19 protein-coding genes are annotated in these 23,802 nt (G+C 63.1%); 4 read left to right on the top strand and 15 right to left on the bottom strand.

What is annotated here, in order from left to right; all coding sequences use genetic code 11:
• Positions 1 to 112: 112 nt before the first annotated feature.
• Positions 113 to 985, top strand: a complete 873-nt coding sequence (locus BG83_RS0118465) for a LysR family transcriptional regulator (RefSeq protein WP_024978077.1) — start codon at positions 113 to 115, stop codon at positions 983 to 985.
• Positions 986 to 1,093: 108 nt separating this feature from the next.
• Here the strand turns inward: BG83_RS0118465 and BG83_RS0118460 are convergent, their stop codons facing one another.
• From BG83_RS0118460 to BG83_RS0118425, 7 genes are all read right to left on the bottom strand, one after another.
• A complete protein-coding gene (locus BG83_RS0118460) occupies positions 1,094 to 1,819 on the bottom strand; it encodes an ABC transporter ATP-binding protein (protein ID WP_024978076.1) in 726 nt (241 codons plus the stop codon).
• On the bottom strand, positions 1,816 to 2,613 hold the full coding sequence (locus BG83_RS0118455) for an ABC transporter ATP-binding protein (protein ID WP_024978075.1): 798 nt from the start codon (positions 2,611 to 2,613) through the stop codon (positions 1,816 to 1,818). Before BG83_RS0118455 ends, BG83_RS0118460 begins: the two co-directional genes overlap by 4 nt.
• A gap of 7 nt (positions 2,614 to 2,620) precedes the next feature.
• A complete protein-coding gene (locus tag BG83_RS0118450; protein WP_024978074.1) occupies positions 2,621 to 3,520 on the bottom strand; it encodes a branched-chain amino acid ABC transporter permease in 900 nt (299 codons plus the stop codon).
• Between the two features lie 10 nt (positions 3,521 to 3,530).
• Positions 3,531 to 4,412, bottom strand: coding sequence for a branched-chain amino acid ABC transporter permease (locus BG83_RS0118445; protein WP_024978073.1), 882 nt, complete (start codon positions 4,410 to 4,412; stop codon positions 3,531 to 3,533).
• A gap of 109 nt (positions 4,413 to 4,521) precedes the next feature.
• Positions 4,522 to 5,682, bottom strand: a complete 1,161-nt coding sequence (locus BG83_RS0118440) for an ABC transporter substrate-binding protein (protein ID WP_024978072.1) — start codon at positions 5,680 to 5,682, stop codon at positions 4,522 to 4,524.
• A gap of 449 nt (positions 5,683 to 6,131) precedes the next feature.
• Positions 6,132 to 8,813, bottom strand: a complete 2,682-nt coding sequence (locus BG83_RS0118430) for a diguanylate cyclase domain-containing protein (RefSeq protein WP_024978070.1) — start codon at positions 8,811 to 8,813, stop codon at positions 6,132 to 6,134.
• Positions 8,814 to 8,921: 108 nt separating this feature from the next.
• Complete coding sequence (locus tag BG83_RS0118425; protein ID WP_024978069.1) at positions 8,922 to 9,362, bottom strand: surface-adhesin E family protein; 441 nt, start codon at positions 9,360 to 9,362, stop codon at positions 8,922 to 8,924.
• 125 nt (positions 9,363 to 9,487) lie between these two features.
• On the opposite strand from BG83_RS0118425, the gene BG83_RS0118420 reads away from it, so the two are divergent.
• Entirely contained in the window at positions 9,488 to 10,288 is an 801-nt protein-coding gene (locus tag BG83_RS0118420) for a YhfC family intramembrane metalloprotease (protein WP_024978068.1), read from the top strand.
• Here the strand turns inward: BG83_RS0118420 and BG83_RS0118415 are convergent.
• The 7 genes from BG83_RS0118415 to BG83_RS0118385 all read right to left on the bottom strand — a co-directional run bounded on the left by BG83_RS0118415 (position 10,285) and on the right by BG83_RS0118385 (position 19,214).
• On the bottom strand, positions 10,285 to 11,643 hold the full coding sequence (locus tag BG83_RS0118415) for a sigma-54-dependent transcriptional regulator (RefSeq protein ID WP_024978067.1): 1,359 nt from the start codon (positions 11,641 to 11,643) through the stop codon (positions 10,285 to 10,287). The genes BG83_RS0118420 and BG83_RS0118415 overlap by 4 nt on opposite strands.
• Entirely contained in the window at positions 11,640 to 13,556 is a 1,917-nt protein-coding gene (locus tag BG83_RS0118410) for a sensor histidine kinase (RefSeq protein WP_024978066.1), read from the bottom strand. The genes BG83_RS0118415 and BG83_RS0118410 overlap by 4 nt, the downstream gene beginning before the upstream one ends.
• 3 nt (positions 13,557 to 13,559) lie before the next feature.
• Positions 13,560 to 14,900, bottom strand: a complete 1,341-nt coding sequence (locus tag BG83_RS0118405) for an MFS transporter (protein WP_024978065.1) — start codon at positions 14,898 to 14,900, stop codon at positions 13,560 to 13,562.
• A 283-nt stretch (positions 14,901 to 15,183) separates the two neighbouring features.
• Positions 15,184 to 16,134: a UTP--glucose-1-phosphate uridylyltransferase GalU gene (gene galU / locus BG83_RS0118400; RefSeq protein ID WP_024978064.1), complete on the bottom strand. Its 951-nt coding sequence runs from the start codon at positions 16,132 to 16,134 to the stop codon at positions 15,184 to 15,186.
• Positions 16,135 to 16,400: 266 nt separating this feature from the next.
• Positions 16,401 to 17,219, bottom strand: a complete 819-nt coding sequence (locus BG83_RS0118395; protein ID WP_024978063.1) for a DNA-binding protein — start codon at positions 17,217 to 17,219, stop codon at positions 16,401 to 16,403.
• 319 nt (positions 17,220 to 17,538) lie between these two features.
• Positions 17,539 to 18,549, bottom strand: coding sequence for a ParB/RepB/Spo0J family partition protein (locus BG83_RS0118390; protein ID WP_024978062.1), 1,011 nt, complete (start codon positions 18,547 to 18,549; stop codon positions 17,539 to 17,541).
• The gene (locus BG83_RS0118385) at positions 18,546 to 19,214 is read right to left on the bottom strand and encodes a ParA family protein (protein ID WP_024978061.1); all 669 of its coding nucleotides are present in this window, start codon (positions 19,212 to 19,214) and stop codon (positions 18,546 to 18,548) included. The genes BG83_RS0118390 and BG83_RS0118385 overlap by 4 nt, the downstream gene beginning before the upstream one ends.
• Before the next feature lie 413 nt (positions 19,215 to 19,627).
• On the opposite strand from BG83_RS0118385, the gene BG83_RS0118380 reads away from it, so the two are divergent.
• Positions 19,628 to 19,831 (top strand): cold-shock protein, encoded by a 204-nt coding sequence (locus BG83_RS0118380; protein WP_004632415.1) that lies wholly within the window; start codon positions 19,628 to 19,630, stop codon positions 19,829 to 19,831.
• A gap of 78 nt (positions 19,832 to 19,909) precedes the next feature.
• Here the strand turns inward: BG83_RS0118380 and BG83_RS0118375 are convergent, their stop codons facing one another.
• Entirely contained in the window at positions 19,910 to 20,986 is a 1,077-nt protein-coding gene (locus BG83_RS0118375) for a replication protein RepA (protein WP_004632417.1), read from the bottom strand.
• A 1,435-nt stretch (positions 20,987 to 22,421) separates the two neighbouring features.
• Here BG83_RS0118375 and BG83_RS0118370 point away from each other — a divergent pair.
• Complete coding sequence (locus BG83_RS0118370) at positions 22,422 to 23,726, top strand: NCS2 family permease (RefSeq protein ID WP_024978060.1); 1,305 nt, start codon at positions 22,422 to 22,424, stop codon at positions 23,724 to 23,726.
• Positions 23,727 to 23,802 lie beyond the last annotated feature (76 nt).

The raw sequence follows: 23,802 nt of genomic DNA, 5'->3' as shown, positions 1-23,802 counted from the left end.
GAATCACCCGGGAATTCACAAAAACCGATCAGCTTCTGTGCAAAAAAGCCCAGGTCGGCCAAAAAATGCACGTGCCCTGGCGCGTGCGGCGGCGGCCGAACCTTCCTCTTCCTTGCAGTGGGATGACGTGCGCTACTTTCTCGTGCTGGCGCGCGAGGGCAGCTTGTCGGCCGCTGCGCGGCGGCTGGCGGTGGAACACACCACGGTAGCGCGGCGTGCCGATGCGTTGGAGCAATCATTGGGCGTGCGCTTGTTCGACCGCCTGCCGCGCGGCTGGCGCCTGACCGCTGAAGGCAACGCCCTGGCCGAGCGTGCAGAACGCATGGAGCAGGAGGCCGCCGGCTTTGCACGTGCCGCAGCGGGGGCGGGCAGCTTGCGCGGGACGGTGCGTATCTCCGCGCCGCCCACGGTGGCCAGCCACATCATCGCGCCAAACCTGGCGGCACTGCGCCGGCAATGGCCCGGCATCGACCTCGTGCTGCTGGGCGAAAAGCGCAACGCCAACCTGATGGCGCACGAGGCCGACTTGGCGGTGCGCTTGTCGCGCCCGACGTCATCTACCTTGGCGACACGGCCGCTGGGCGACCTCGGCTACGGCCTGTACGCCACCGCAGAGGTGCTCGCACGCCCCGAATCAGAGTGGGAATTCATCGGCTACGACGAAAACCTGCGCCACGTCCCGCAACAGCGCTGGCTGGACAACTACGCAGGCGAACGTCGCGTGGTCTTACGCTGCAGCGATCTGGCGGCGATGCATCAGGCGACACTGGCCGGACTGGGTGTTGCAGCGCTGCCTCACCTGCTTGGCGCGCCCGCAGAAACGGGTACGCTTTTGCGCCGATTGCCTGTCGACGATCCTGCGTTGCACCGAGAAATCTGGTTGGTGATCCACCCCGACGTTCGACGATCACCGCGCGTGCGAGCCGTGGCCGATGCATTGATCGCGCTGTTCGACGCACAGCGACACGTCTTGGCGGGGTTTTGAACGTACGCAGAAACGGGTACGCTTTTGGGTGAAAATGAACCGCAAACCCAATGGATATGCGGTTCTTACGCCTCGGCAATGTTGCATGCCGAGGCGCGTTCTGAACGCTCAGCCGCCCAGGTAGGCTTCGAGCACGCGCGGATTGCCCAGCAGGTTTTTACCGCTGTCGGCGAGCACGATCTGGCCGGTCTCCAGCACATAGCCATGCTGCGCGATCTTTAACGCCTGACGCACGTTCTGCTCGACCAGGAAGATCGTCAGACCTTCGGCATTGATAGTGCGCAGGATGCGGAAGATCTCCTGCACGATGATCGGCGCAAGGCCCATCGACGGTTCATCCAGCAGCAGCACGCGCGGGCGAGCCATCAACGCGCGGCCGATGGCAAGCATCTGCTGCTCGCCGCCCGAGAGGTTGCCCGCCAGACCCTCGATACGCTCCTTCAGGCGCGGGAACAGGTGGAACACGCGCTCCAGGTCGGAGGCGATCTGACCTTTGTCCTTGCGCGTGTAGGCGCCCAGCTCCAGGTTCTCGCGCACCGTCATCGTGGTGAGCGTGGCGCGCCCTTCGGCCACCTGCACGATGCCGCGCTCCACACGCTTGTGGGCAGACCACTGCGTGACGTCTTCGCCCTCGAACAGGATCTGGCCGCGCACATCACCCTGCGACTTCGGGATCAGGCCCGAGAGCGCAAGCAGCGTGGTCGATTTGCCCGCACCGTTTGCGCCCACCAGCGAGGTGATCTCGCCGGCCTTGAGCGCAAAGTCGATGCCCTTGACGGCTGCGATGTGCCCGTACGACACGTCCAGCCCTTTGACTTCCAGCAACGTGGTCATGCCGTCTCCTTCTGCGCAGCATCGCCGTTCGCTTCATCGTCGTCATCGCGGCCCAGGTAGGCTTCGATGACCTGCGGATCGTTGCGGATTGCTTCGGGCGGCCCTTCGGCGATGATGCGGCCGAAGTTGAGCACCGCAATGCGCTCGCACAGGCCCATCACGAAACGCATGTCGTGCTCGATCATGAAGATCGTGTAGCCGCGCGCCTTGATGTTCTCGATCTCGGCCATCAGGTCGACCTTCTCGCCCGTGTTCATGCCAGCGACGGGCTCGTCGAGCAGCAGCAGCTTGGGTTCGGTGGCCAGCGCCCGCGCGAGTTCGAGCTTGCGCTGGTCGCCGTACGAGAGGTTGTCGGCAATGTCGTGCGCCTTGTGGTCGAGCTTGACCCAGGAGAGCAGTTCCAGCGCACGGTCGCGCGCGCGGCGCTCGGCGGCGCGGTACTTGGGCAGCGACAGCAGCAGGCCCGGCGCGCCGTAGTCGAGATGCCGATGCATGCCGACCACCACGTTCTCCAGCAGCGTCATCTCCTTGAAGATGCGGATGTTCTGGAACGTGCGCGCAATGCCCATCTGCGTGATCTGGTGCGGCTTCTTGCCGACGAGATTTTCGCCGTTGAACGTGAGCGAGCCGCCCGTGGGTGCCAGCAGGCCGGTGATCAGGTTAAAGACGGTCGTCTTGCCGGCGCCGTTCGGGCCGATCAAGCCGAAGATGGTGCCTTGCGGCACTTCAATGTTGACGTCCTGCAGCACCGACAGGCCGCCAAAGCGTTTGGAAATGGAGGTGAGCTTCAGCATGGCGGCCTCAGTGCGATTCATTGGAGGCGGCCGACGCACCCGGCATGGTGCCGCCGCGCTTCATGCCGAACCAGCGCGCGAAACGCGCCGGATCCCAGATGCCCTTGGGCAGGAACAGGACGATCACCATCAGGATCACGCCATTGACGACCAAGCGGAAATCCTTGAACGCACGCAGCAGCTCGGGTAGCAGCGACAGGATCAGGCTGCCGAGCACCGGGCCCGTCAGGCCGTTGGTGCCGCCCAGAATCGTCATCGTGAGAATTTCCACGCCGCGGTCGAAGCCGAATTCATTGGGGCCGATGAAGAACGTCAGGTGCGCATTGAGTGCGCCCGCCAGCCCGGCAATGGCCGCACCCAGCGTGAACGCCAGCAGCTTGGTGCCGGCCACGTTGATGCCCATGAGGCCTGCGGCGGTCTCGTCTTCCTTGATGGCCTCGAATGCGCGGCCGACCTTGGAGCGGCGCATGCGCGCCAGCACGAACAGCGTGGCCAACACGGCCAGCGCCACATGCCACCACTCGGTCAGTTGCGGAATGCCGTTCAGGCCCAGCGCGCCGCCGGTCCAGTTCTCGGTGTTCAGGATCAGCACGCGCACGACTTCGCCAAAACCAAGCGTGGCCATGGCCAGATACACGCCGGAAAGACGCAGCGTCGGCCGGCCGATGACAACGGCCACCACGGCTGGTGCCGCCATGCCACCCAGCAGCGCGACCGAAAACGGCATCTCCGCATTCATCGTCAGCAGCGCGGAGGTATACGCACCGATGCCCATGAAAGCCGCATTCGCCATCGCCAGCAGGCCGCACGACAGCGTGAGATAAATGGACAGCGCCAGCAACGCGTTGATGCCGAGCGTCAGCACCAGGTTGCTGTAGACCGACCAGAAGTTGTCGAACCATTCCATGTCGGTCTCCTTATGCCTTGCGTTCGAGCACCTTGCCGAACAGCCCTTGCGGCCGCACCAGCAGGATCAGGAACAGCAGACCGAACGCCACCGCATCGCGCATGGTCGAGCCGATGTAGGCCACCGACAGCACCTCGGCAAAGCCGAGGAACAGGCCGCCGAGCATCGCGCCGCGAATATCGCCCAGGCCGCCCAGGATGATGACCGCGATGCCCTTGTGCAGCATCGGCTGGCCCATCAGCGGGAACACGGCGTTGGAGTACAGGCCGATCAGCACGCCCGACAACCCACCCAGCGCAGCGGCGGCAAACGAGGTCAGCAGGAACAGCCCTTCGACATTGATGCCGAGCAGCGCCGCTGCCTTGGGCGACTCCGCAATCGCGCGCAGCGCACGGCCGAGCTGCGTGCGCTTGAGCAGCAGCATGAGCGCGCCCATCAGCACGAACGACAGCACGATGATGCCCAGCTCGAGCGGCGTGAGATGGATGCCGCCCAGGTCCAGCGAGGCGTCCGACACGAGCCCGGCCGGGAAGCGCAGGTTCTCTGCCCCGAACACGCCCTGCATGGCGTTATTGATGGCGATGCCCGCACCGATGGTCCCGATCATCGGAATCAGGTGGGGCGCATTGCGCCGGCGCAGCGGGCGCAGCAGCAGCACATCGATGATGAGCCCAGCCACGCCGCTCACGGCAAAACCGACGGCCAGCGCCGCCCACAGCGGCAGATCGAAGTGGAGGACGACCTGCAGCGCCGCATAGGCACCGAGCATGAAGACCGCGCCGTGCGACAGGTTGATCACGCCCAGGATGCCGAAAACCAGCGTGAACCCCAGGGCGAACAACGCATACACGCAGCCGAGCGACAGCGCATTGACGAGTTGCTGTTCCAGCATGATGAATCAGAGTGAGGAGCGGCCGAATGTCACCAAAGCAGCCACAAAAAAAGCGATGGGGCGTAGGTTTAGCTACGCCCCGCGTTTCGGTTTCAACGAGAACCGAAGATTACTTCTCGATCGTGTACTTGCCGTTCTTGGTCACGCTCACGATCGGCGTCTGCACGGCGTCATAGCCGGCCGGCTTGCCGCGCGCCGTCACCTGACGGAACGCAAACGCGCCGGTCGCGCCAACGTGCTTGACTGCCGGCAGCGCATCGCGGATCGCCTTGCGATCGGCTTCGAGGTTGCCGCTGAACTTCACCTTCTTCAGCGCTGTCGCCGCGATGTACATGGCGTCATACGACTGTGCCGCAAACTGGTCCGGCGCAGCCTTGTACTTGGCGGTGTAGGCGGTGATGAACTTGCTGTTCTCGGCCGTGTGGTTCTCGATCGACCACGGGCTGCCCACCCACAGGTTGTCGGACTTGTCCTTGGCCAGGTCGAACACCTTGACCGAGTTCATGCCGTTGCCGCCGATGATTGGCACATTCAGGCCAAGCTGGCGCGCCTGCACCATGATCGGACCACCTTCGGCAATCAGCGCCGACAGCACGATCGCGTCCGGGTTCGTCGCCTTGATCTTGGTGAGCTGGGCCTTGAAGTCGACATCGCCCTTGGCGAAGGTCTCGGTGGTCGTGACCGGAATCTTCAGGTCTTCGAGCGCCTTCTTGAAGTTGTCGTAGCCGCTCTTGGTGAAGACGTCGTCGTTGCCGTACAGCACGGCCACCTTCTTCACGCCTGCTTTCTTCACAACGGTCTGGATCGTGGCCGGCAGCACGTCGGCTTCGGTCACGGAATTGCGGAAGACGAAATCGCCGATGCTGGTGATGCCGTCTGCGGTGTTGGAAGTGCCAAAGGCAACCGTCTTGGACGCCTGCGCGATCGGGTCGGCCGCCTGTGCCGAGTTGGACAGCGTGGGGCCGAACACCATCGCCACCTTGTCCTGGAAGATCAGCTTCTTGAAGACGTTGATGGCCTCTTCCTTCTTGCCCTGCTCGTCTTCGATCACCAGCGCGATCTTGCTGCCGTTGATGCCGCCCGCGGCGTTGATCTCGTCAGCGGCCAACTGGAAGCCGTTGCGGATGGCCACGCCGTACTGGGCTGCGCCGCCCGACAGCGCTTCGGCCACACCGATCTTGATGTCCTGGGCCGCAGTTGCCGCGCCCGTTGCGATTGCCGCCCCCGCAGCCACTGCCGTCAACAGCAGCCGTTTGATCATTTTTTTCATGCGAACCTGCTCCTTGTTTGTCCGTCGCGATTGCTTGAATGCGATTCGTCTCGAAGATGCGCTGGCCCAACACCGTCGCTCCCCCCGCATGCGCCCTGCATCGCGTCCGGACGCTCGCCTGCCGGGTTTCGCGCCACGAAGACAAACAACGTTGGCGAAACGGCGGAAGACCTGCCGGGCGAGCGATGCCGGATCGGGCATGCTGCGCCGGGAGTGCGTCGGAGTGTGAAGCGAAGGCGCCATGGGTACAGCGCTCTTGTGCGACGCGCCGGGGTGGCCGGCACGTGCAGTCAGTCGCGGGACTTTACCGGAAAGCGCACGACCGTGCGATAGGGGATTGTCCGCCGCCCGGCCTGGGGGGCGACTGTTGCGGCGCAATATTGCCACGCGACACCATCAAATCGACGTGGAGCGTACCCGTTTCTGCGTGCCTTGCGGCACTGCGAAAATCACCCCGTCGGCAGCTCGTCGGCGCTCACAAACAACCCCTTGCCGCGCGATTTGGCTTCGTACAACGCCTCGTCGGCGGCTTCGAAGACGACGCTCTGCGCCAGCGTGCGCGCGTCGAAGGTCGCGATACCGATGCTCGCGCCCACCTGCACCACCGCTTCACGCAGGCGAAACGGCTTGTTGCATGCGGCGAGGATATTGGCGGCAACCGTCTTTGCGTCGTCCGCGTGCGACAGGTGCTCCAGGATGACGGCGAACTCGTCTCCACCAAAACGTGCCACGCCGTCGTACGGGCGCACGGCGCGCGCCAGGCGCTGCGCGAAGGTACGCAGCAGCGCATCGCCCACGGCGTGCCCGTGCGTGTCGTTGACGACCTTGAAGCGGTCGAGATCGACCAGCAGCAGCGCTCCGGTGGATCCGTTCACACGCGCCTGGTCCAACGCTGCCAGTAAGCGCTCTTCAAAGCCAGCACGGTTGGCCAGGCCGGTGAGGTGATCGGTGGTGGTCAGCGCGCGCAGGCGCAGCTCTTGTTTCTTGCGCTCCGTGATATCGAGGGTGACCGAATGCACGCCCGCCACGCGGCCTTGCGCATCGAACTGCGGAAGGTAGCTGACCTCTTCGCACCGGTACAGATCGCGGCCCCGGAGTTCGCGCTCAAAGACCATCGTCTCGCCGCCCAGCGCGCGCCGCAACGCATCGCGAAGGTTGCTGTAAGCATCGTCGCCCACAACTTCACGCAGCGTCTGTCCGAGCATGCTCGCAGCCGATCGTCCATACGCTTTCTCGTAGGCGGCATTCAGGAAGCGGAAGCGCTCGTCGGTGTCGATGAAGGCCACCAGCGCAGGCAACGCATCGGTCACCGTTTGCAGTGTTTCGCGGCTGCGCTGCAGCGCTTCCTTGGCGGCCCTGTCCTGCGTGATGTCGCGCATGACCGACGAGAAGTGCTCCATACGCCCGGCAGGATCGCGGTGCGCGATGATCATGTGGTTGATCGGCACGACCTGACCTTCGGCCCCTCGGACCGTGGTTTCGCCAATCCACACGCCGTCGCGTGAAGCCGCGGGGACGGCCACCTCGCGCAGCCAGCCCATCGTCTCGGGCGGATAGAAATCCGCAACGGTCAGGCCCTGGAGATTGGCGTCCAGCGCAATGCCGGCAAAGCGCCGGCCGGCCGGATTCATGTAGGTAACGTTGCCCTGTACGTCGCTCTGCGCAACGAAGTCGGTGGTGGAGTCGAGGATCTTGGTCAGCACGCGCGACGCCTGTTGCGCCCGCGCGCGTACGGTGATGTCTTCCATGGCCCCAACGTGGCCGACGATCTCGTCGTCCACGCGCACCGGCGCTGTCGTAACGACCAGCAGCCGCTCGCCGATGCCCGGCACGATCACGCGCTGCTCGGCGCTGTAACCTGCGCCGCGCGCGACCGCATCCCGCCAACCGGCCATGGTGGCATCGCGGTCGTTCGGATGCAGGCGTGCGAGCCACACGTCGGCCAGCGCCTCTTCATGCGTGGCACCGAGCAGCCGGCGATACGCCTCATTGGTATAGACGGTCCGGCCGTCCGCATCCGAGCGGAACAATCCGAGCGGCGAGGCATCGTTCACGGCTTCCAGTTCGGCGCGCTGGCGGACAACCTCGCCCATCAGCTTGTGGAATGCCGTCGACACCGCGTCGATTTCCGCCGAGGTACCGTCCAGCTCGAGCGGCGGCGCATTGCGCAAGTCCGTGGCCGAAAGCTGCGTCATGGCGGCATGCAACCGGCCAAGCGGGCGCAGCAGCCACAGCATCGCCGCCCACACCGACACCCCGATCAGCGCTGCCAGCACCAGGAGCGACCAGCGAAAACGCTGGCGCATGAGGAAGAGCTGCCGGTTGGCCTCGGCCCCGGGCAATACCGCAGCAAGCGTCCAGCCGGCCGCAGTGATGTCGTGCGTGGTAACCACGTCGCCGCCGCGATCAGGCAGCGCATCCGGATTCGCGCGGAAGGCCGCGGCCACCGCCGGATCGGCATCGAGCGGCGCAAGCGTCTTGTCGGCCTCGGGGTGGACGATATAGACGGGGTTGTCACCTCGCGTGGCCAGGTAGACATGGCCGGTCTGGCCCACGCGCATGTCGCGCATGTCCCCCAGAAAGTTCGGCTTGAGCAGGTACAGCGACGCGCCGATCAACCCGACGAGATTGCCGTCCTGATCATGCACGGGCGCGGCCATGATAACGATGGGCTCGCCGCCCACCCGGTTGCGCAGCGGCGCGGAGATGGTCGGCTGATCGACCACCATGACCTGCTTGAAGTAATCCCGATCCGAAATGTCGATGCCGACCACGCCCGCGCGGCGCCGCGAGGTGGCTGTCACCTTGCCATCGGCCGAGGCCAGGAACACCCCGTCGAACAGGCCGCTGGCGGGCTGGATGGATCGGTAGAACGCCGCTTCCTGCGCGGGCGTGCTGAACTGCACGGTACGCATCTGCTGGGCAGTGCGCTCGAGCACACCCAGGTAGGTGTCCAGCCGCTGCTTGAGGTCTTCCGCCGACTCCTTGACCATGGCCGTCTGCTGCGCCTTGATCTGCGCCATCACCTCGCGGCGGATCGGCTCACGCTGCGACCAGCCGAACAGGCTCACCACCGTCACGCTGATGACGGTCGCCATGATGGCCGCCTGCGACTTCAGGGTCAGTTTCATCGGACCGTCGGCTGGCACCGGCGCCCCTCGCGACCGGTGTCTTGTTGTAGTGGGAGGGCAGACACCATAGTGCTATGCCCGCCGGTCATTGTCGAGCCGCCGCGGCGTCTAGCGGCGGCCGCAGACGTAAGCGGCAGAGCGAGCAGCGAGCGTACCGGGGCGGATGCGCATCCAGTGCGCGCCGGCTGCGGTATCGGTATCGAGCGTGGCGCCGTCGGGACCGCGCACCACGTAGTCGACCAGGCGGATGCGCTGGCGATGGCAGTCGATCTCCTGACGCGAGAGGATCACCGTGCCGGGCCGGTAATGGGCCCCATGGGCGCGGCGTTCGCTGCGCTTGAGCACGGTGCGCGCCAGAAAGGTCTTGTGGCCGGTACGGTTGGAGCGCAGCGACGTGCGATCGATGGAAGCCACGACGGACGTCGTCGTCAGGTATTGGTGCCAGCGCGCAGCCTGGGCAGGCACCGCCATGCCGAAGGCGCCCACGCCGACACTGCATATCCAGATCCACCGCCACATCATGCGTTTCACGACCGTCCGTCCTGCCATATCAAGAAGTCAAGGAGCGGCACTGCTGCCGCAGGCACATATTGTAACAATCGGCCCGCAAGACTCGCGCCCGCGCCCTCAGGTAGCATGCGGCGACCTTCATTGCCCCAATTGCGCCATCCGCCATGCCTACCGTCGCCCTGTCTGCCCTCGTTGCCCACGCGGTCGCGGCCTTGCTCATCGCAAGCGTGCCAGTCGTGGCGTGGTTCTGGCTGCGGCGGCGCTTTGACCTGGCATGGCGCGACATCGGCGTGGGTGCGGCGGTGTTTGTCGTGTTTGCGCTGGTGCTGGAACGCACGCTGCATTTGTACCTGCTGCAGCTCAATCCGACCACGGCGCACTGGCTGCGCATGCCCGTGCTGTTCGTCATCTACGGCGCGCTGATGGCCGGCTTGTTCGAGGAAAGCGGCCGCTGGCTCGGCCTGCGTTTTCTCGTGCGCAAGCCGGGGGATGCCGCCACACCGGTGGCGTACGCGCTCGGTCACGCGGGCATCGAGGCCTGGCTGGTCGGTGCGGCATCGCAGGCCCAGATGGTGATGTTCGGCATTGCCGCCAACCGCGGCGAGCTGGAATCGCGCCTCGCGGCCAGCGGCGCCGATGCCATGGTCGGGACGATCCACGCCATGCTGGCGCAGCTGTCGCCATGGCTGGCGCTCGGTGCGGTGAGCGAGCGCATTGCGGCGATGCTGATCCAGTTCACGCTCACGTTGGTGGTGTGGCACGCGGTACGACAGCGTCGTTTTGTGATTGTCGTGCTGGCGGTGCTGCTCCATGCGCTGGCAGACCTGCCCGCTGCGCTGTACCAGGTCCATGTGCTGCCGCTGGCGGTGACCGAAGCGATCTACGCCGTGGCGGCCGTGCTGCTGGCAGCAACGTGCTGGCCCCCGCAAGGCGGCCGCAAGATCGGCGAATCCTCGCTGCGCTAACTGCTGCGGAAGCGGTCCGGCTCGATCCCGTGCCGGTTGAGCTTGTCGTACAGCGTCTTGCGCGGCACGGCCAGCAGATCGGCCGCGCGTGCAACGTTGCCCTCCGTGGCGCGCAGTGCTTCCTCGATGGTGGTACGTTCGACCGCCATCATCCGGCCCGCCAGGGAATGCTGGCTCGCTTCCGAAACCACCAGGCCATCGTCCAATCCGAGGCAAAAGCGTTCCGCCACGTTCTTGAGCTCACGCACGTTGCCCGGCCAGTCGTGGTGCTGCCAGCGCATCATGTCCTGCGCAGACCAATCGGGCGCCGCACGCTCGTAGCGCACCGCGGCCTGCTGCAGAAAGTGGGCCATCAGCAACGGAATGTCTTCGGCACGCTGGCGCAGCGCCGGTAGCGCAATCGATACGACATTCAGGCGGTAATACAAGTCCGCGCGGAACTGACCGTGGTCGGATGCATCCTTCAGGTCGACCTTGGCGGCGGCCACCACACGGCAATTGACCGGCACGCTCGCGTTACTGCCCAGCCGTTCGATGCTGCGTTCCTGCAGAGCACGCAGCAGCTTGGCCTGCAGCGCCAGCGGCATCGATTCGATTTCATCCAGGAACAGCGTGCCGCCATCTGCATATTCCATCTTGCCGATGCGGCGGCGGTTGGCGCCTGTGAAAGCGCCCGCCTCGTGGCCAAACATCTCGCTCTCGAACACGGACTCCGGCAGCGCCGCGCAATTGAGCGCGACGAACGGCCCGCGACGCCGGCTGCCTTCGTGAATGGCACGCGCGAGCACTTCCTTGCCCGAGCCGGTCTCGCCCGTGACGAGGATGTCAGCATCGGTGGGCGCCAACGCGGTGACGAGCCGGCGCACGTTCTGCATGACGGCGCTCTGACCGATCAATGGGTACGCCTGCCGGCCCTGCAGCGCTTCACGCAAACGCAGGTTTTCGGAAGTGAGCCTGCGCTTTTCCAACGCGCGCCGCACCACGTCGACGAGGCGCTCGGAGTGGAACGGCTTCTCCATGAAATCGTAGGCGCCCGCGCGCATGGCGGCCACAGCCATCGTCACGTCACCATGACCGGTGATGAGGATGACGGGCAACTGACGGTCGTGCTGCAGCATCTCGCGCAGCACAGCCAGGCCGTCGCGGCCGGGCAGGCGCACGTCGGTGACGACCACGGCCGGCGTTTGCGTGGCGAGTGCGGCCAGCGCGCTTTCCGCATCGGCAAAGGACTGCACCGGCACATCCGCCAGCGTGAGTGCTTGCTCGCAGCCCAGGCGCACCACGTCATCGTCTTCGATCAGGAAGACGGGCGCGTGGTCGATGGGGGAAGGGTCCGGCGTACCGTGTTCAGTCATGTGGGTTTCACAACGCGTTCAAGCTCGATGATGAATTCTGCGCCACCCGCTTCGTCACCCGCATTGCGACCTTCGAGCCGGCCACCAAAGTCTTCGATGATCGCCAGCGAAATCGCCAAGCCAAGCCCCAGGCCCTGACCATCGTCCTTGGTGGTGAAGAACGGCTCAAACAGACGCGGCAGCACATCGGCGGGAATGCCCGGGCCGAAGTCGCGCACGGTGATGCGTACCCATTTCTCGATGGGTTCGACGCTCACGCGCACGGTAGGCGAGTCGGCTGCGGGGGCCTCGGCGGTGGCATCAATGGCGTTGCGGATAAGGTTCACGAGCACCTGCTCGAGCCGCACAGCATTGGCCCAGACCGCAAGATCGGCCGGCACCGGCTCGGCCACCACCGTCACGCCGGCCTGGCGGCGACGCGTCTCAACCAGCATCAGCGCCTGGCGGATGGCCTCGTCCACCGACACGGCAGCGCGTGCCGCATCGCCCTTGCGCGAGAAGGCCTTGATGTGCGAAACGATACGCCCCATGCGCTCGGCAAGCTGGCTGATGTGGGTGAGGTTGCCGCGCACTTCGTCGATGCGGCCGCGCTCGGCAAGCTGGTTGGCGTTATCGGACAGCGTGGTCAGCGCGGTGAGCGGCTGGTTGAGTTCGTGCGTGATGCCGGCGGCCATCTGGCCGAGCACGGCGAGCTTGCCGGCCTGCACAGCGGCATCGCGCGTTTCGCGCAGGATGCGTTGCGCGGCATCGAGCGCTTCGACCTTGCCGGCCAGCGCGGTGTTGGCGGAAGTCAGCTCCGCAGTGCGTTGTGCGATGCGCGCTTCCAGATCACGCTGGATTTCGCGCAGCGCGGCGCGCGCGCGGTGCTGCTCTTCGCGCCGGCGCGTACGCAAACGCAACGCAACGAGTACGGCGAAGATCAGCGCCATCGCAAACGCGGCACTCGCACCGGCCACCAACGCAGTGCGCTGCTCATCGCGCGGGTCGATCAACACGGCGACCTGCCAGCCGAGCAGGCCCACCGGGCGGTACTGCACGCGCAGTGTCGACGCCGATTTTCCGGGCAACGCCACGCGCACGGTCTGCGGTGGGTGGTCCGCAGAAAAGGGTACGCTCACGGCGTGCCCATCGTTCATTCCGAGCGGCGCAAGTACGTGGGGCGCGTACTGGCGCGTCGCGTCGAGTGCTGCGCGCTGGTCCGCGCTCAAGGTGCCGAGCGTGCGGTATTTCCACTCGGGTACGGACGACAGGAAGATCACGCCGTGCCGATCCACCAGCAGCACCGTATCGCCGCTGCGCGACAACGTGGCCTCGAACGCATCGAGGTTGACCTTCACGACCACCACGCCGATCGGCTTGTTGTCTTCGCGCACGGGGGCGGCCACGAAATAGCCCGTCTCGCCCGTGGTATTACCGACACCGTAGAAGCGACCGAGCCCCTCGCGCATGGCCTCGACAAAGTACGGGCGGAATGCGTAGTTCTGGCCGACGAACGAGGTCGGCAGATCCCAGTTGCTGGCCGCAATCGTGAGGCCTGTCGTATTGATCAGGTGTGCGGCGGCCAAGTCGGTGGCCGCCTGGACTTCTTTCAGATAGGCATTGGCCGCGCGACGCATGACGGCGTCGCCAGCCTGGGGATTCTCTTGCAGCGCGACGTGCAGCACGTGCTCCAGCGCCGCCAGCCTGGGCAATGATTCATAGCGCGCCAGCGTGCTGCGCAGGTTCTGTGCGTAGAACGTGGTGCGCTGACCGGCCTCCTCGGCGCGCGTGGCGACGTAGCGCTGCAGGGCGACAGCGTAAGCGCCCCACCCCGCTGCGCCGCAACATGCCGCCATGGCCAGCGCGACGGCCACGCGCCAGCCACGACCGCGTGCGGGTGGGGCAAGGTCGGCGTGGCCGTCGGTTGGCGACATGGGTCAATGTTCGATGCGGGAATGCTCGCGAGTATCGCGCATGAACACGTACACCAACAGCGACAGGAAGATCGTGCCCGTCACATACCAGTAGAACAGCGACTCGTGACCCGCCTGCTTGAGCCACAGTGCGATGTACTCCGCCGTGCCGCCAAAGATTGAGACCGTGAGTGCATACGGCAGGCCCACGCCCAGCGCACGCACTTCCGCGGGGAACAGCTCGGCCTTCACCACCGCGTTGATCGACGTATAGCCCGAGACGATCACCAGCGCGGCCATGATCAGGAAGAAGGCCGTCCACACGTTGGTGGTCTGGCTGATGCCGGTCATGATGGGCACGGTGAACAGCGTACCCAACACGCCGAACGCAATCAGGATCGGACGGCGGCCAATGCGGTCGGACAACCCGCCCACGATCGGCTGCAGCATCGCGAACAGCAGCAGCGTGGCGCCGGACACCAGCGTCGCCGTGTCCTTCGACAGCCCGACCGTGTTGGCCAGGAACTTCTGCATGTAGATCGAGTACGTGTAAAACGCCACCGTACCGCCCATCGTCAGGCCCACGACCGTCGCAACGGCACGCGGATGCTTGGCCAGTTCCGACAGCGTGCCGCGCTTCTTGTTTGCCTTCGCGGCGGTAAAAGACTGCGTTTCCTCCATGTGCGAGCGCATGGCCATTGCCACCAGCGCACACAGCGCGCCGACAAAGAACGGAATGCGCCAGCCCCACGCCTCAAGCTGCGCCGGCGACAGCACGAACTGCTGCAGCACGATCAGCAGCACCAGCGCCGTCAGTTGGCCGGCGATGAGCGTGACGTACTGGAAGCTCGAGTAGAAACCGCGGTTTTCCTTGTTGGCGACTTCGCTCAGGTACGTGGCCGAGGTGCCGTATTCCCCACCGACCGACAGCCCCTGCAGCAGACGGGCCAGCACCAGCATCACCGGTGCCGCAACGCCGATGGTCGCGTAGCTCGGCGTAAGCGCAATGATGAGCGAGCCCGCGCACATGAGCACCACCGAGAAGAACAGTGCGCGCTTGCGGCCGTAGCGATCGGCGTAGATGCCCATCAGCCAGCCGCCCACCGGGCGCGCCAGGAAGCCGACCGCAAACACCGCCGCCGTATTGAGCAGCTGCGCGGTCTGGTCGCCCTTCGGGAAGAATGACTTGGCAAAGTACAGCGCAAACGCCGAGTACACGTACCAGTCGTACCACTCGACCAGATTGCCAATCGAACCGGAGAAGATGGAACGCAGACGACGGCGTACGTCTGCGGGAGTGTCTTTGGTGGGGGCCTGCGCGGGCGAAAAGTCGCCCGTGACCGCACCAGCCTGAGGCTGCGTCATGGTGTCTCCTTGGAGCGTTGGCGGCGGCCTTTGCTGGTGACGTGTCGCACAGAGAGCTGCGTGTGCGACGTCCGAGCGGTCCGCCGGTTTATGGGTGGTTGCTCTTACTCAAGAAGCATTCCATGCGGAAAACAGGCGCGTCGATCCGCCACAAAAGCCCATGGCACAAGGCTTTGCGAGAAATCGACGGAACGGCGGGAGATAGGAGAAGTGTGCGGTTTCTCAGAATCGACCGAGCGGCCTGTGCGGAAACCCGCACGACCGATTCTGAAAGAGGTGAGGCTCAGGCGGCCACGCTCAGCGGAATGGTGTCGCGGACCAACGAATCCATCTCGGCAGACACATCTTCATGCGTTTGGGACAGACCCAGACGGTCATACAGATACGCTTCAAAGTCAGCACGCACTTCCGGATGGCGCAGCGCAAACTCGACCGTCGCCTGCAGGTACCCAAATTTGCTGCCGCAATCGAAACGCTGACCACGGTAGCGATAAGCCAGGATCTGCTCTTCAGCGAGCAGGCTCTGGATGGCGTCCGTCAACTGCAACTCGCCGCCCGCGCCAGGCTTGAGATTGCGCAGATGATCGAAGATGCGCGGCGTCAGGATGTAGCGCCCGACCACGCCCAAGTTGGACGGTGCATCCTTCGGCGCCGGCTTTTCGACGATGCCATCGAGCTTGACCAAGCGGTCATCCCATTCGCGGCCGGCCACCACGCCGTAAGAACGCGAGGCTTCCGGCGCAATCGTTTCGACGCCGACGATGGAGCAACGGTAGTGATCGTAAAGTTCCGTCATCTGCTGCATCACGGGCGGCTGGTTGTCCAGCAAGTCATCGGCCAGGATCACGGCGAAGGGTTCATCGCGTACCAGTTTCTGCGCACAAAGCACGGCGTGGCCGAGACCCAGAGTCTCGGGCTGGCGGACATAGAAGCACTCGACGCCGGGCGGCTTGATGGACTGCACCATCTCCAGCAGCGCATGCTTATTCTTGGCGGCCAGCTCAGTTTCCAGTTCGTAGGCCTTGTCGAAATGGTCTTCGATAGCGCGCTTGGCGCGGCCCGTAATGAAGATCATCTCCGTGATACCCGCAGCGGCAGCCTCTTCCACCGCATATTGGATCAGCGGCTTATCGACGATCGGGAGCATCTCTTTCGGGCTCGCCTTGGTGGCGGGTAGAAAACGTGTACCGAGTCCTGCCACGGGAAACACGGCCTTGGTGATCTTCTCGTTCATGACAACTCCATTGGTGAGACGTAGCGTCATGAGCAAGTCATATGCCAGCGCAAGCCAAGCGGTCCACCCTTTAATGGAGCACGATCTGGCGTGCCCCGCGCAACGTTGCGGGCACTGCATCGGCGCCTTTCCTACAACCGGTTGCAACTCCGTCGCACCAACTTTCAGCGCCGAAAGTCGAAAAGCGTACCCAATTCTGCGTGCCGTTTTACGCCAACGTACGGTGTGCACGACCAGTAAGTACCCGCTAACAGAGCGTCAGGAAATCAGGAGGATGGCTTGACCCAGCCGCGCGAGACTGGTGGGGTGCGTTCCGGCATGCGCCGGTAGGCGTCGATTTGCGCGTTCAGTTGCGCGACCTCGGCTTCAAGGGTGCGGATACGCTGGCGCAGTTGATCGGCTTCGTTTTGCGTCTGCTGGCGCACCGCATCGTTCTGCAAGCGCAGAAAGCGCTCCGTACCCGCCAGCGCGCTGGCCGCCCCCTCCAGGCGGGTCACGGTTTCCATGGTCTGCTCCAGGCGCTCGAGCGTTGCGTCCGTCAACTTGGGGGGCACGGCGGGCGCCGTGGCAAGCGCCTCGCCGAGACGGCGCTCCAAGTCGGCCATCGCGGCCTGCAATTGCCGATTGCGCGCGGCTTCGTGTTCCAGCGCGCGCTCCGCCACCTCAGCGCGGATGCGCGCTTCCATCCATTCGGCGCCCGCACCGGGCGCGCCAATGGCGCGCGAGGCAATGCGGTTGCGCTCATCACGTGCCGAAAGCGTACCCGTTTCTGCGTGCGCCAACAGGATCGGCCACGGCTCGACCGCATCCGCGGTGACACCGTTTGCAACCGGCCCGCGTCCCTGCGCTCGATCTATCGCCTTCTGTAACGTCGTATTGCTCGGACGCCGGCGTAGTCCCGCCTCCGTCAACCACTGCACGTAGCGCCGAACGCCATAAATACGACGCGTCACGGCGTGGACGGCTTCGATCACCTCATCCAGGAACACCGCGTTGTCGTGCGGGAAGGCGATATCCAGCCTCCGGATCGCTTCAACGATCCGCTGCTGCTGCTCAGCCGAGAAATAGAGACCGGGGCGTGCCATAAGGGCTATCAGGTGTCCATGTAGTGTACATCAAGGGTTAAAAACCTCAAATACGTTCATATATACATCATTATTTAAATATTGAATAAGTGTAGTTGCAGTCCAATCCCGAATAGTTGGCATGCCCTACCAACGCCGCATCTGCTTGTTTCGGCGCACGTTTAGTGGTGAAGCGAGCCCTTCCGCGGGACGCACCCGACGCGTATCAGCCCGCGCAGAAACGGGTACGCTCCACACGCCGGCGAGCGTCCGGCACGCGAAATTGGGGCAAAAAAAAGCGCCCTGTTGGGCGCTTATGGCGAACAAAACTGCGTCGAAACTACAGTAAGGCGACGTCCAGGCCGAAGCGGCTTTTCAGTGCCTCGACCAACGATTCTCGTGCGCCTCGATCTCCCAGCTTCACATCAAGCATCACGCGTCCGGAATCCCACTCCTTAATTGTGCCGAGAAGATCACCTTCAGCGCTTCGGATCTTGTACTGGCGGCTGACTTCCTTGACCTTGCGGGTACGCCCCTCCTGAGCCACCTTACGGATCTGCTCCACGTCGCGGCTGGAGAGCCCCTCTTCGAGCACGCGATGCACGAGCTCACGCGTGCGGTCTTCGCCAGCGCTCTTGAAGTACAGCGTCAGCTCATATCCGGTCGCGATACCAATGCCAGCCGGTCGCTCCTTCATCACTTCAAGCACCGATTCCGGCAGTTTCAGCAGCGCCAATGTCTTGTTGACCGTTCCCGCGGATACGCCGGTAATTTCACAAATATCTTCTTCTTTTTTAACTTTTCCTTCATCTAGCAGCTGCCGCCACGCGATGGCGTTGTCCAGCACGGATTGGCCGGAACGCTGCTCGTTCAAGACGAAGGACAGACGGTAGAAATCGATGTCAGACAGGCCGTCTTCGATGAAACAGTCCATCTCGGCCTTCCCAGCAGCGGCCAAGGCACGCTTCCGATAGTGACCGTCGATCAGGACATACCACCCTGGCCGCGCGGGGTCTGGCGCCGCCAACCCAGGCGTCTGCTGACCATGTGTAGCGATGGATGCCGCCCGCTCCTGAACGATCTGCGGATCGTAGATGCGACGGGCGTTGAGCGGATTTTCCTGCAGCCGCTCAAGCGAAACCTTGATCACCCGGCGTTCGGAAGTATTTGCAGGTGCGGGACTTTCAGCGCTGAAAGCGGGGGCAGGAGCCGCCTGCCCAAGCAGGCCGCGGGGGTGCGATGTAATCGCTTTTTCCGCCAAAGCAAAGCGATCAACCGGTGTCGCCTTGGTCTTCTCTGCGGCAATGCCGGCCAGCATGCCGTCTTTGAGCGATTTCAACTTCGCGCTCATACACGTTCCTCCTGCAACAACTGCAACACCTCGTCGATCAAGATGTCGACTTCACTAACGGCTTCCCGGGCGCCCGACACACCATGCACCGTCGCACCGATTGCCTGACATTCACGAAATGCAGAGCGTGAGCCGATCATGGATTCCATCAAAGGAATATCGCCATCATCACCAAGAATTTCAATTGCTTGCTTGGCAAGCGAGACACGCCGCTGAACCATGTTCGCCAGTACACGAATACGCAGCGTCTCGTTGGTGACCTGCGCTTGCTGGGCCAAAGCTTTGGCTGCCACCGCAGCCCAAAGATCGGGCGGTGACGGCACCACAGGGATGAGCGCAATGTCGGAGATCAGCAGCGCGCTTGACGACGATGGCGAATGGACGGCCGGAGGGCAATCGACCACGATGTAGTCATAGTCCGCCACAAACTTGCGGACCTCTCGGTGCATGGCGCCACCAGACGGCGCCAAACCGATCACTGAAGCCGGGAAGGGCTTGTCTTCCGGCGCCTGAGCGGCCCACCGTGTGGCCGTTCCTTGCTCGTCCATATCGACCAGCAGCGTCTTATTTCCCCGCAAACCAAGGGTTCCGGCGATGTGCATGCTGACCGTGGTCTTGCCGCAGCCGCCCTTCTGATTGAATACCGTTACGATCTTGGCGCTCACTGGCCCTCCACTTTCAGCGCTGAAAGTCAGCAGCGCTCATCTTAGGGAAGACAGCACGAAAACACAAGATCGATAAAATTCAATTCGTACAAATTTAATTGTAAAAGTGGGCTAAAGGGATCATCCACACGTGGTTTTCGATTCACCTAAATTGAGATGTAAATGCGCCTTTAACGCACAACTTCATGTGTTCAACCCTGTATTTACGGGCTTCCTAGGTGTTTACCAGCGAGATGCATAAAAGCGACATTTTGGAAAAATGTCGCCCATCGACACTGTGCCCCAAACTGGTTATGATGCTTGGACAGTCGTCTGAAGACTTTGTCTACGCAAGATTCGGAATTAGCCGGTTCTTCGTGCGATGTCCGGATCGGCTGGACGACGTGTTTTTTGTTTTTTAAAGGAATTTTTGCATGGCCACGGGTACTGTCAAATGGTTTAACGAAACCAAAGGCTTCGGCTTCATCACTCCAGACGGCGGCGGCGCAGATTTGTTCGCGCACTTCTCCGAAATTCAGGGTTCGGGCTTCAAGACCCTGAAGGACGGCCAGAAGGTCACCTTCGAGGTGAAGCAAGGCCCGAAGGGTCTGCAAGCCTCGGCGATCAAGCCGGAATAAGTTTCGGGCTGATCGCCTGAGATGAAAAAGGGGAGCTTCTGCTCCCCTTTTTTTTGCCCGCCACTTCTGCGTTTTGCGTCAGGCCAACTTCCGTACGCTGGTACGCGAAGGCTGCAGAATCAGCGCCTTAGACGAGTCAGCATCCACCTTCGCGTCTGGATAGACAACCAGCACGTCTTTCAGCGCCTTACGGAACAACGCTCGGAATTTCCGCTCGCTTTCGGTCTCGGTGCCGAATTGCATCTGCAGCGCTTCCCAAGGGATCTCTGTACGCTTCTGGATCGTAAAGAAGCGGTAGGTAAGCCACGAATACACATCCAGCGCAAACGGCGACTGCTTGAGCGCCTTCAACGCACGCATATCCACCGGCACAGGCCGATTCACGAGTTCGTTGAAGAACGGTTCTGACAGCACCACGAAGCTCTCGAACATCGAGCCCTGGCCGGGCTGCATTGGATCCCACCAGGTCGACAGCTGATCGGCCAGCAGGTAACCGATGCGATCGATCGACAGCGGTTCCTGGTTCTGATTCTGGCTGCTGGGTGCAGACTTGTTCTGCACGATGGCAATCGTGGCAGAGAACAGGCGAATCATCTGCTGGCGCACCAGCGTCATGGTGCCCCGCTTGCCGCCCGTGGCCATCGGGATGCCCAGGTTATACATGAACTCGGACAACGAGTTGCCCAGCGAAATGCGACGGTCTTCCACCGTGCCCTGGAATTCGCCACGCTTCTTCTTGGCCATGATCTCCTTGCCGATCCAGGCCAGCATCAGGCGTGGATACGAGCCATAGGGATAGCCGAAGGAGACGGTCTCGGAGACGATGCGCTGCCGCCCATTGCTGGCCCGCTCCGAACGTTGTTGCGTGAAATAACCCGGTTGGATCATCAGCGAGATGTTGCCGCTCGACCGCGTCCAGACCGGCGGCGCACCTTTGGGAGCACGATAGGGAAGGGTGACCTGCACGCTGGCGCGGCTGAGAAAGCCGACCTCGCCGCTCTGCCAGGCGTCTTCGCGTTCCATCGCCTGCGCTTCGTCGAACAGGCGCTGAAACTTCTCCGGCGCGGCAATGACTTGCCCTCCCGAGGGGACGATGATGCGGCCGGGCGAATTGTCGTCCGGTTTCCCATTGGGTGTTAGGCGTTTGGTGACCATGGTGGGCAAGAATTGTTCAGAGCCTTTGTACTAAAACGCCTTCGCCTTGTCACGCAGAATTGGGTACGTTTTCTGAATTTTGCTCGTTGTCGCGGGAAGGGCATCGGTGGGCAACCGTTAAGGTTGTCCACGGAAGACCTTTCCTCACTACCAGCTATATATACCTTCTATGTTTACTACAGGTAAACCGTATACGCGGCCCGCAAAGCCTTGTCAGCATTAGGTTCAGTGGGGTAAACCGAACCAGATTCTGCGAAGGTGCGAACCAGATTCTGCGCGATGGCGTACCCGCTTCTGCGCGAAACCGTACCCGCTTCTGCGCATTGGGCGTACCGGAATCTGCGGGGACAACATCATGTTGTCCACAGTGTTATCCACAGAAAACAAGGGTAGAGGGGGCACGATTCGGTGTGTTTCTGCGCACGCGTACCCGTTTCTGCGGCTGATTCGGCCATTTTCGGGGCTTGCTCAGCCTGTCAGCCGCCGAAGCGTACCTGTTTCTGCGTGAGCAAGGGCGATTTCGGCGCGTACTTGCGTACCCAAATCTGCGAGTGCGTCGATACCTCCTGACGTTTCTTCCCTTCTTATTACGCCATTACTGCAAAAGCGAGTACACGCTTCGTACGGCCAGCCCACGCGCCACGCGTACCTGTTTCTGCGTGGCGGCCCGCAAGCTGCATGTGGCAGCACCTCACCGAGCCTGTCGCCTGGATGGGCGAATTCTGAACTTTCATCGCTGAAACCTGCACGAGAGGATGCGGTTTACGGAGGTCTCGTGACGCCGCGTTCTGGCCGCCGTACCTGTTTCTGCGGGTAAAAAGCCTTATTGGCCAAGGGCTTGGCGCGGCGGCTTGCAAATAAAGCGTACCTGTTTCTGCGGGGCATTGCGCAGAAACGGGTACGGCCAATCTAATGCCGCTTTCGCAGAAACGGGTTCGCTTTGAGCCGAGCCTCGGCGCCATCACGCGCAGAAACGGGTACGGAGTGCTCTTCAAAGGCGCGCAGAAACGGGTACGCCATCGCTTTTCGTCACGCGCTCTTACATTTGCAGAGGTTCGTACCCGTTTCTGCGGAGACAGGCGCAGAAATGGGTACGCCAATCGCTGCGCATGCCTCGCGGCATCGGGTGTTCGCAGAAACGGGTACGGTTTGTCGGTGGAGTCACGCCCTTTGTTGCCGAAGGGGTGCCTCTTGCCGGGCGAGTGCGCGCGCCCGGCGTTTCGGGCATCATGCGCATCCCGCGCGCCGGCCTGGCACTTGGCTGGCGCGTTTTCCATCATTCGATTCGCATGAACCGTATTTCGACCGCGCCGCCTTGGGGCGCCGGAAGCTTGCTAAGAGTAGCCTCGTCCCATGGTGGGCGTGCATCGGGGGAGCCAGCCGCAGGACAGCGCCGGCCAGCGATGACACTTCACAACAAGAGGAGACAACCTGAATGACCTGGCTCGCGCGCACCTTCAAGCTCGAGGAACACCAGACCGACGTCCGCACGGAAGTGCTTGCCGGGCTGACGACGTTCCTCACCATGGCGTACATCATCTTCGTCAACCCGAACATCCTGGCTGACGCGGGCATGCCGCACGACGCGGTATTTGTCGCCACCTGCATTGCCGCGGCAATCGGCACGATCATCATGGGGATGTACGCGAACTACCCGATTGCGATGGCGCCGGGCATGGGGTTGAACGCCTACTTTGCGTACGCGGTGGTCAAGGGCATGGGCTTTACGTGGCAGGCGGCACTGGGCGCGGTGTTCATTTCCGGCTGCCTGTTTTTGCTGGTGAGCGTGTTCCGCATCCGCGAGATGATCGTCAACGGGATTCCGCATTCGATTCGCGTGGCGATCACGGCGGGTATCGGGCTGTTCCTCGGCATCGTGTCGCTGCGGGGTGCAGGGCTGATCGTCGGGAATCCGGCGACGCTCGTGACGCTGGGCGATGTGCACCAGCCTTCGGTCATCCTGGCGGTGATCGGCTTCTTCGTGATCGTGGCACTGGACCACCTGCGCGTGAAAGGCGCCATCCTGATCGGCATTCTGGCCGTGACGGCAGCGAGCTTCTTCTTTGCGGGCAACACCTTCCACGGCGTGGTGTCGATGCCGCCGTCGCTCGCGCCAACGCTGATGCAGCTCGACATCATGGGCGCGCTGTCGGTGGGCATCCTGAACGTGGTGCTGGTGTTCTTCCTCGTGGAGCTGTTTGACGCGACCGGCACGCTCATGGGCGTGGCCAACCGCGCGGGCCTGCTCAAGCAGGGCAAGATGGACCGCCTGAACAAGGCGCTGCTGGCCGACAGCACGGCCATCATGGCGGGCTCCCTGCTGGGCACGTCGTCGACCACCGCCTATATCGAAAGCGCTTCGGGTGTACAGGCCGGCGGCCGTACGGGGCTGACCGCGCTGACGGTGGCGGTGCTGTTCCTGCTATGTCTGTTCTTCTCGCCGCTGGCTGGCGTGGTGCCGGCTTACGCGACGGCGCCCGCGCTGCTGTATGTGTCGTGCCTGATGTTGCGCGAACTGGTGGATCTGAACTGGGAAGACACCACCGAAGCCGTGCCGGCCGTGCTGACGGCGCTGATGATGCCGTTCACGTATTCGATCGCCAACGGCGTCGCGTTCGGCTTCATCACGTACTCGGGGCTGAAGCTGTTCACGGGGCGCATGCGAGAGGTGCCGGTCATCGTGTGGATCATCTCGGCGGTGTTCCTTTTCCGCTTCTTCTATCTGTCGAGCGGGCACTGAGCGCCAGCGTCTTCAAGCAACGCACAATGAACGCGGACTCTCGGGTCCGCGTTTTTTTTTGGAGCATTTGCGCCAA

It is taken from the genome of Ralstonia pickettii (assembly GCF_000607165.1).
GTDB classification, from domain to species: domain Bacteria; phylum Pseudomonadota; class Gammaproteobacteria; order Burkholderiales; family Burkholderiaceae; genus Ralstonia; species Ralstonia holmesii.
This window is presented reverse-complemented; position numbering and strand designations above follow the sequence as displayed.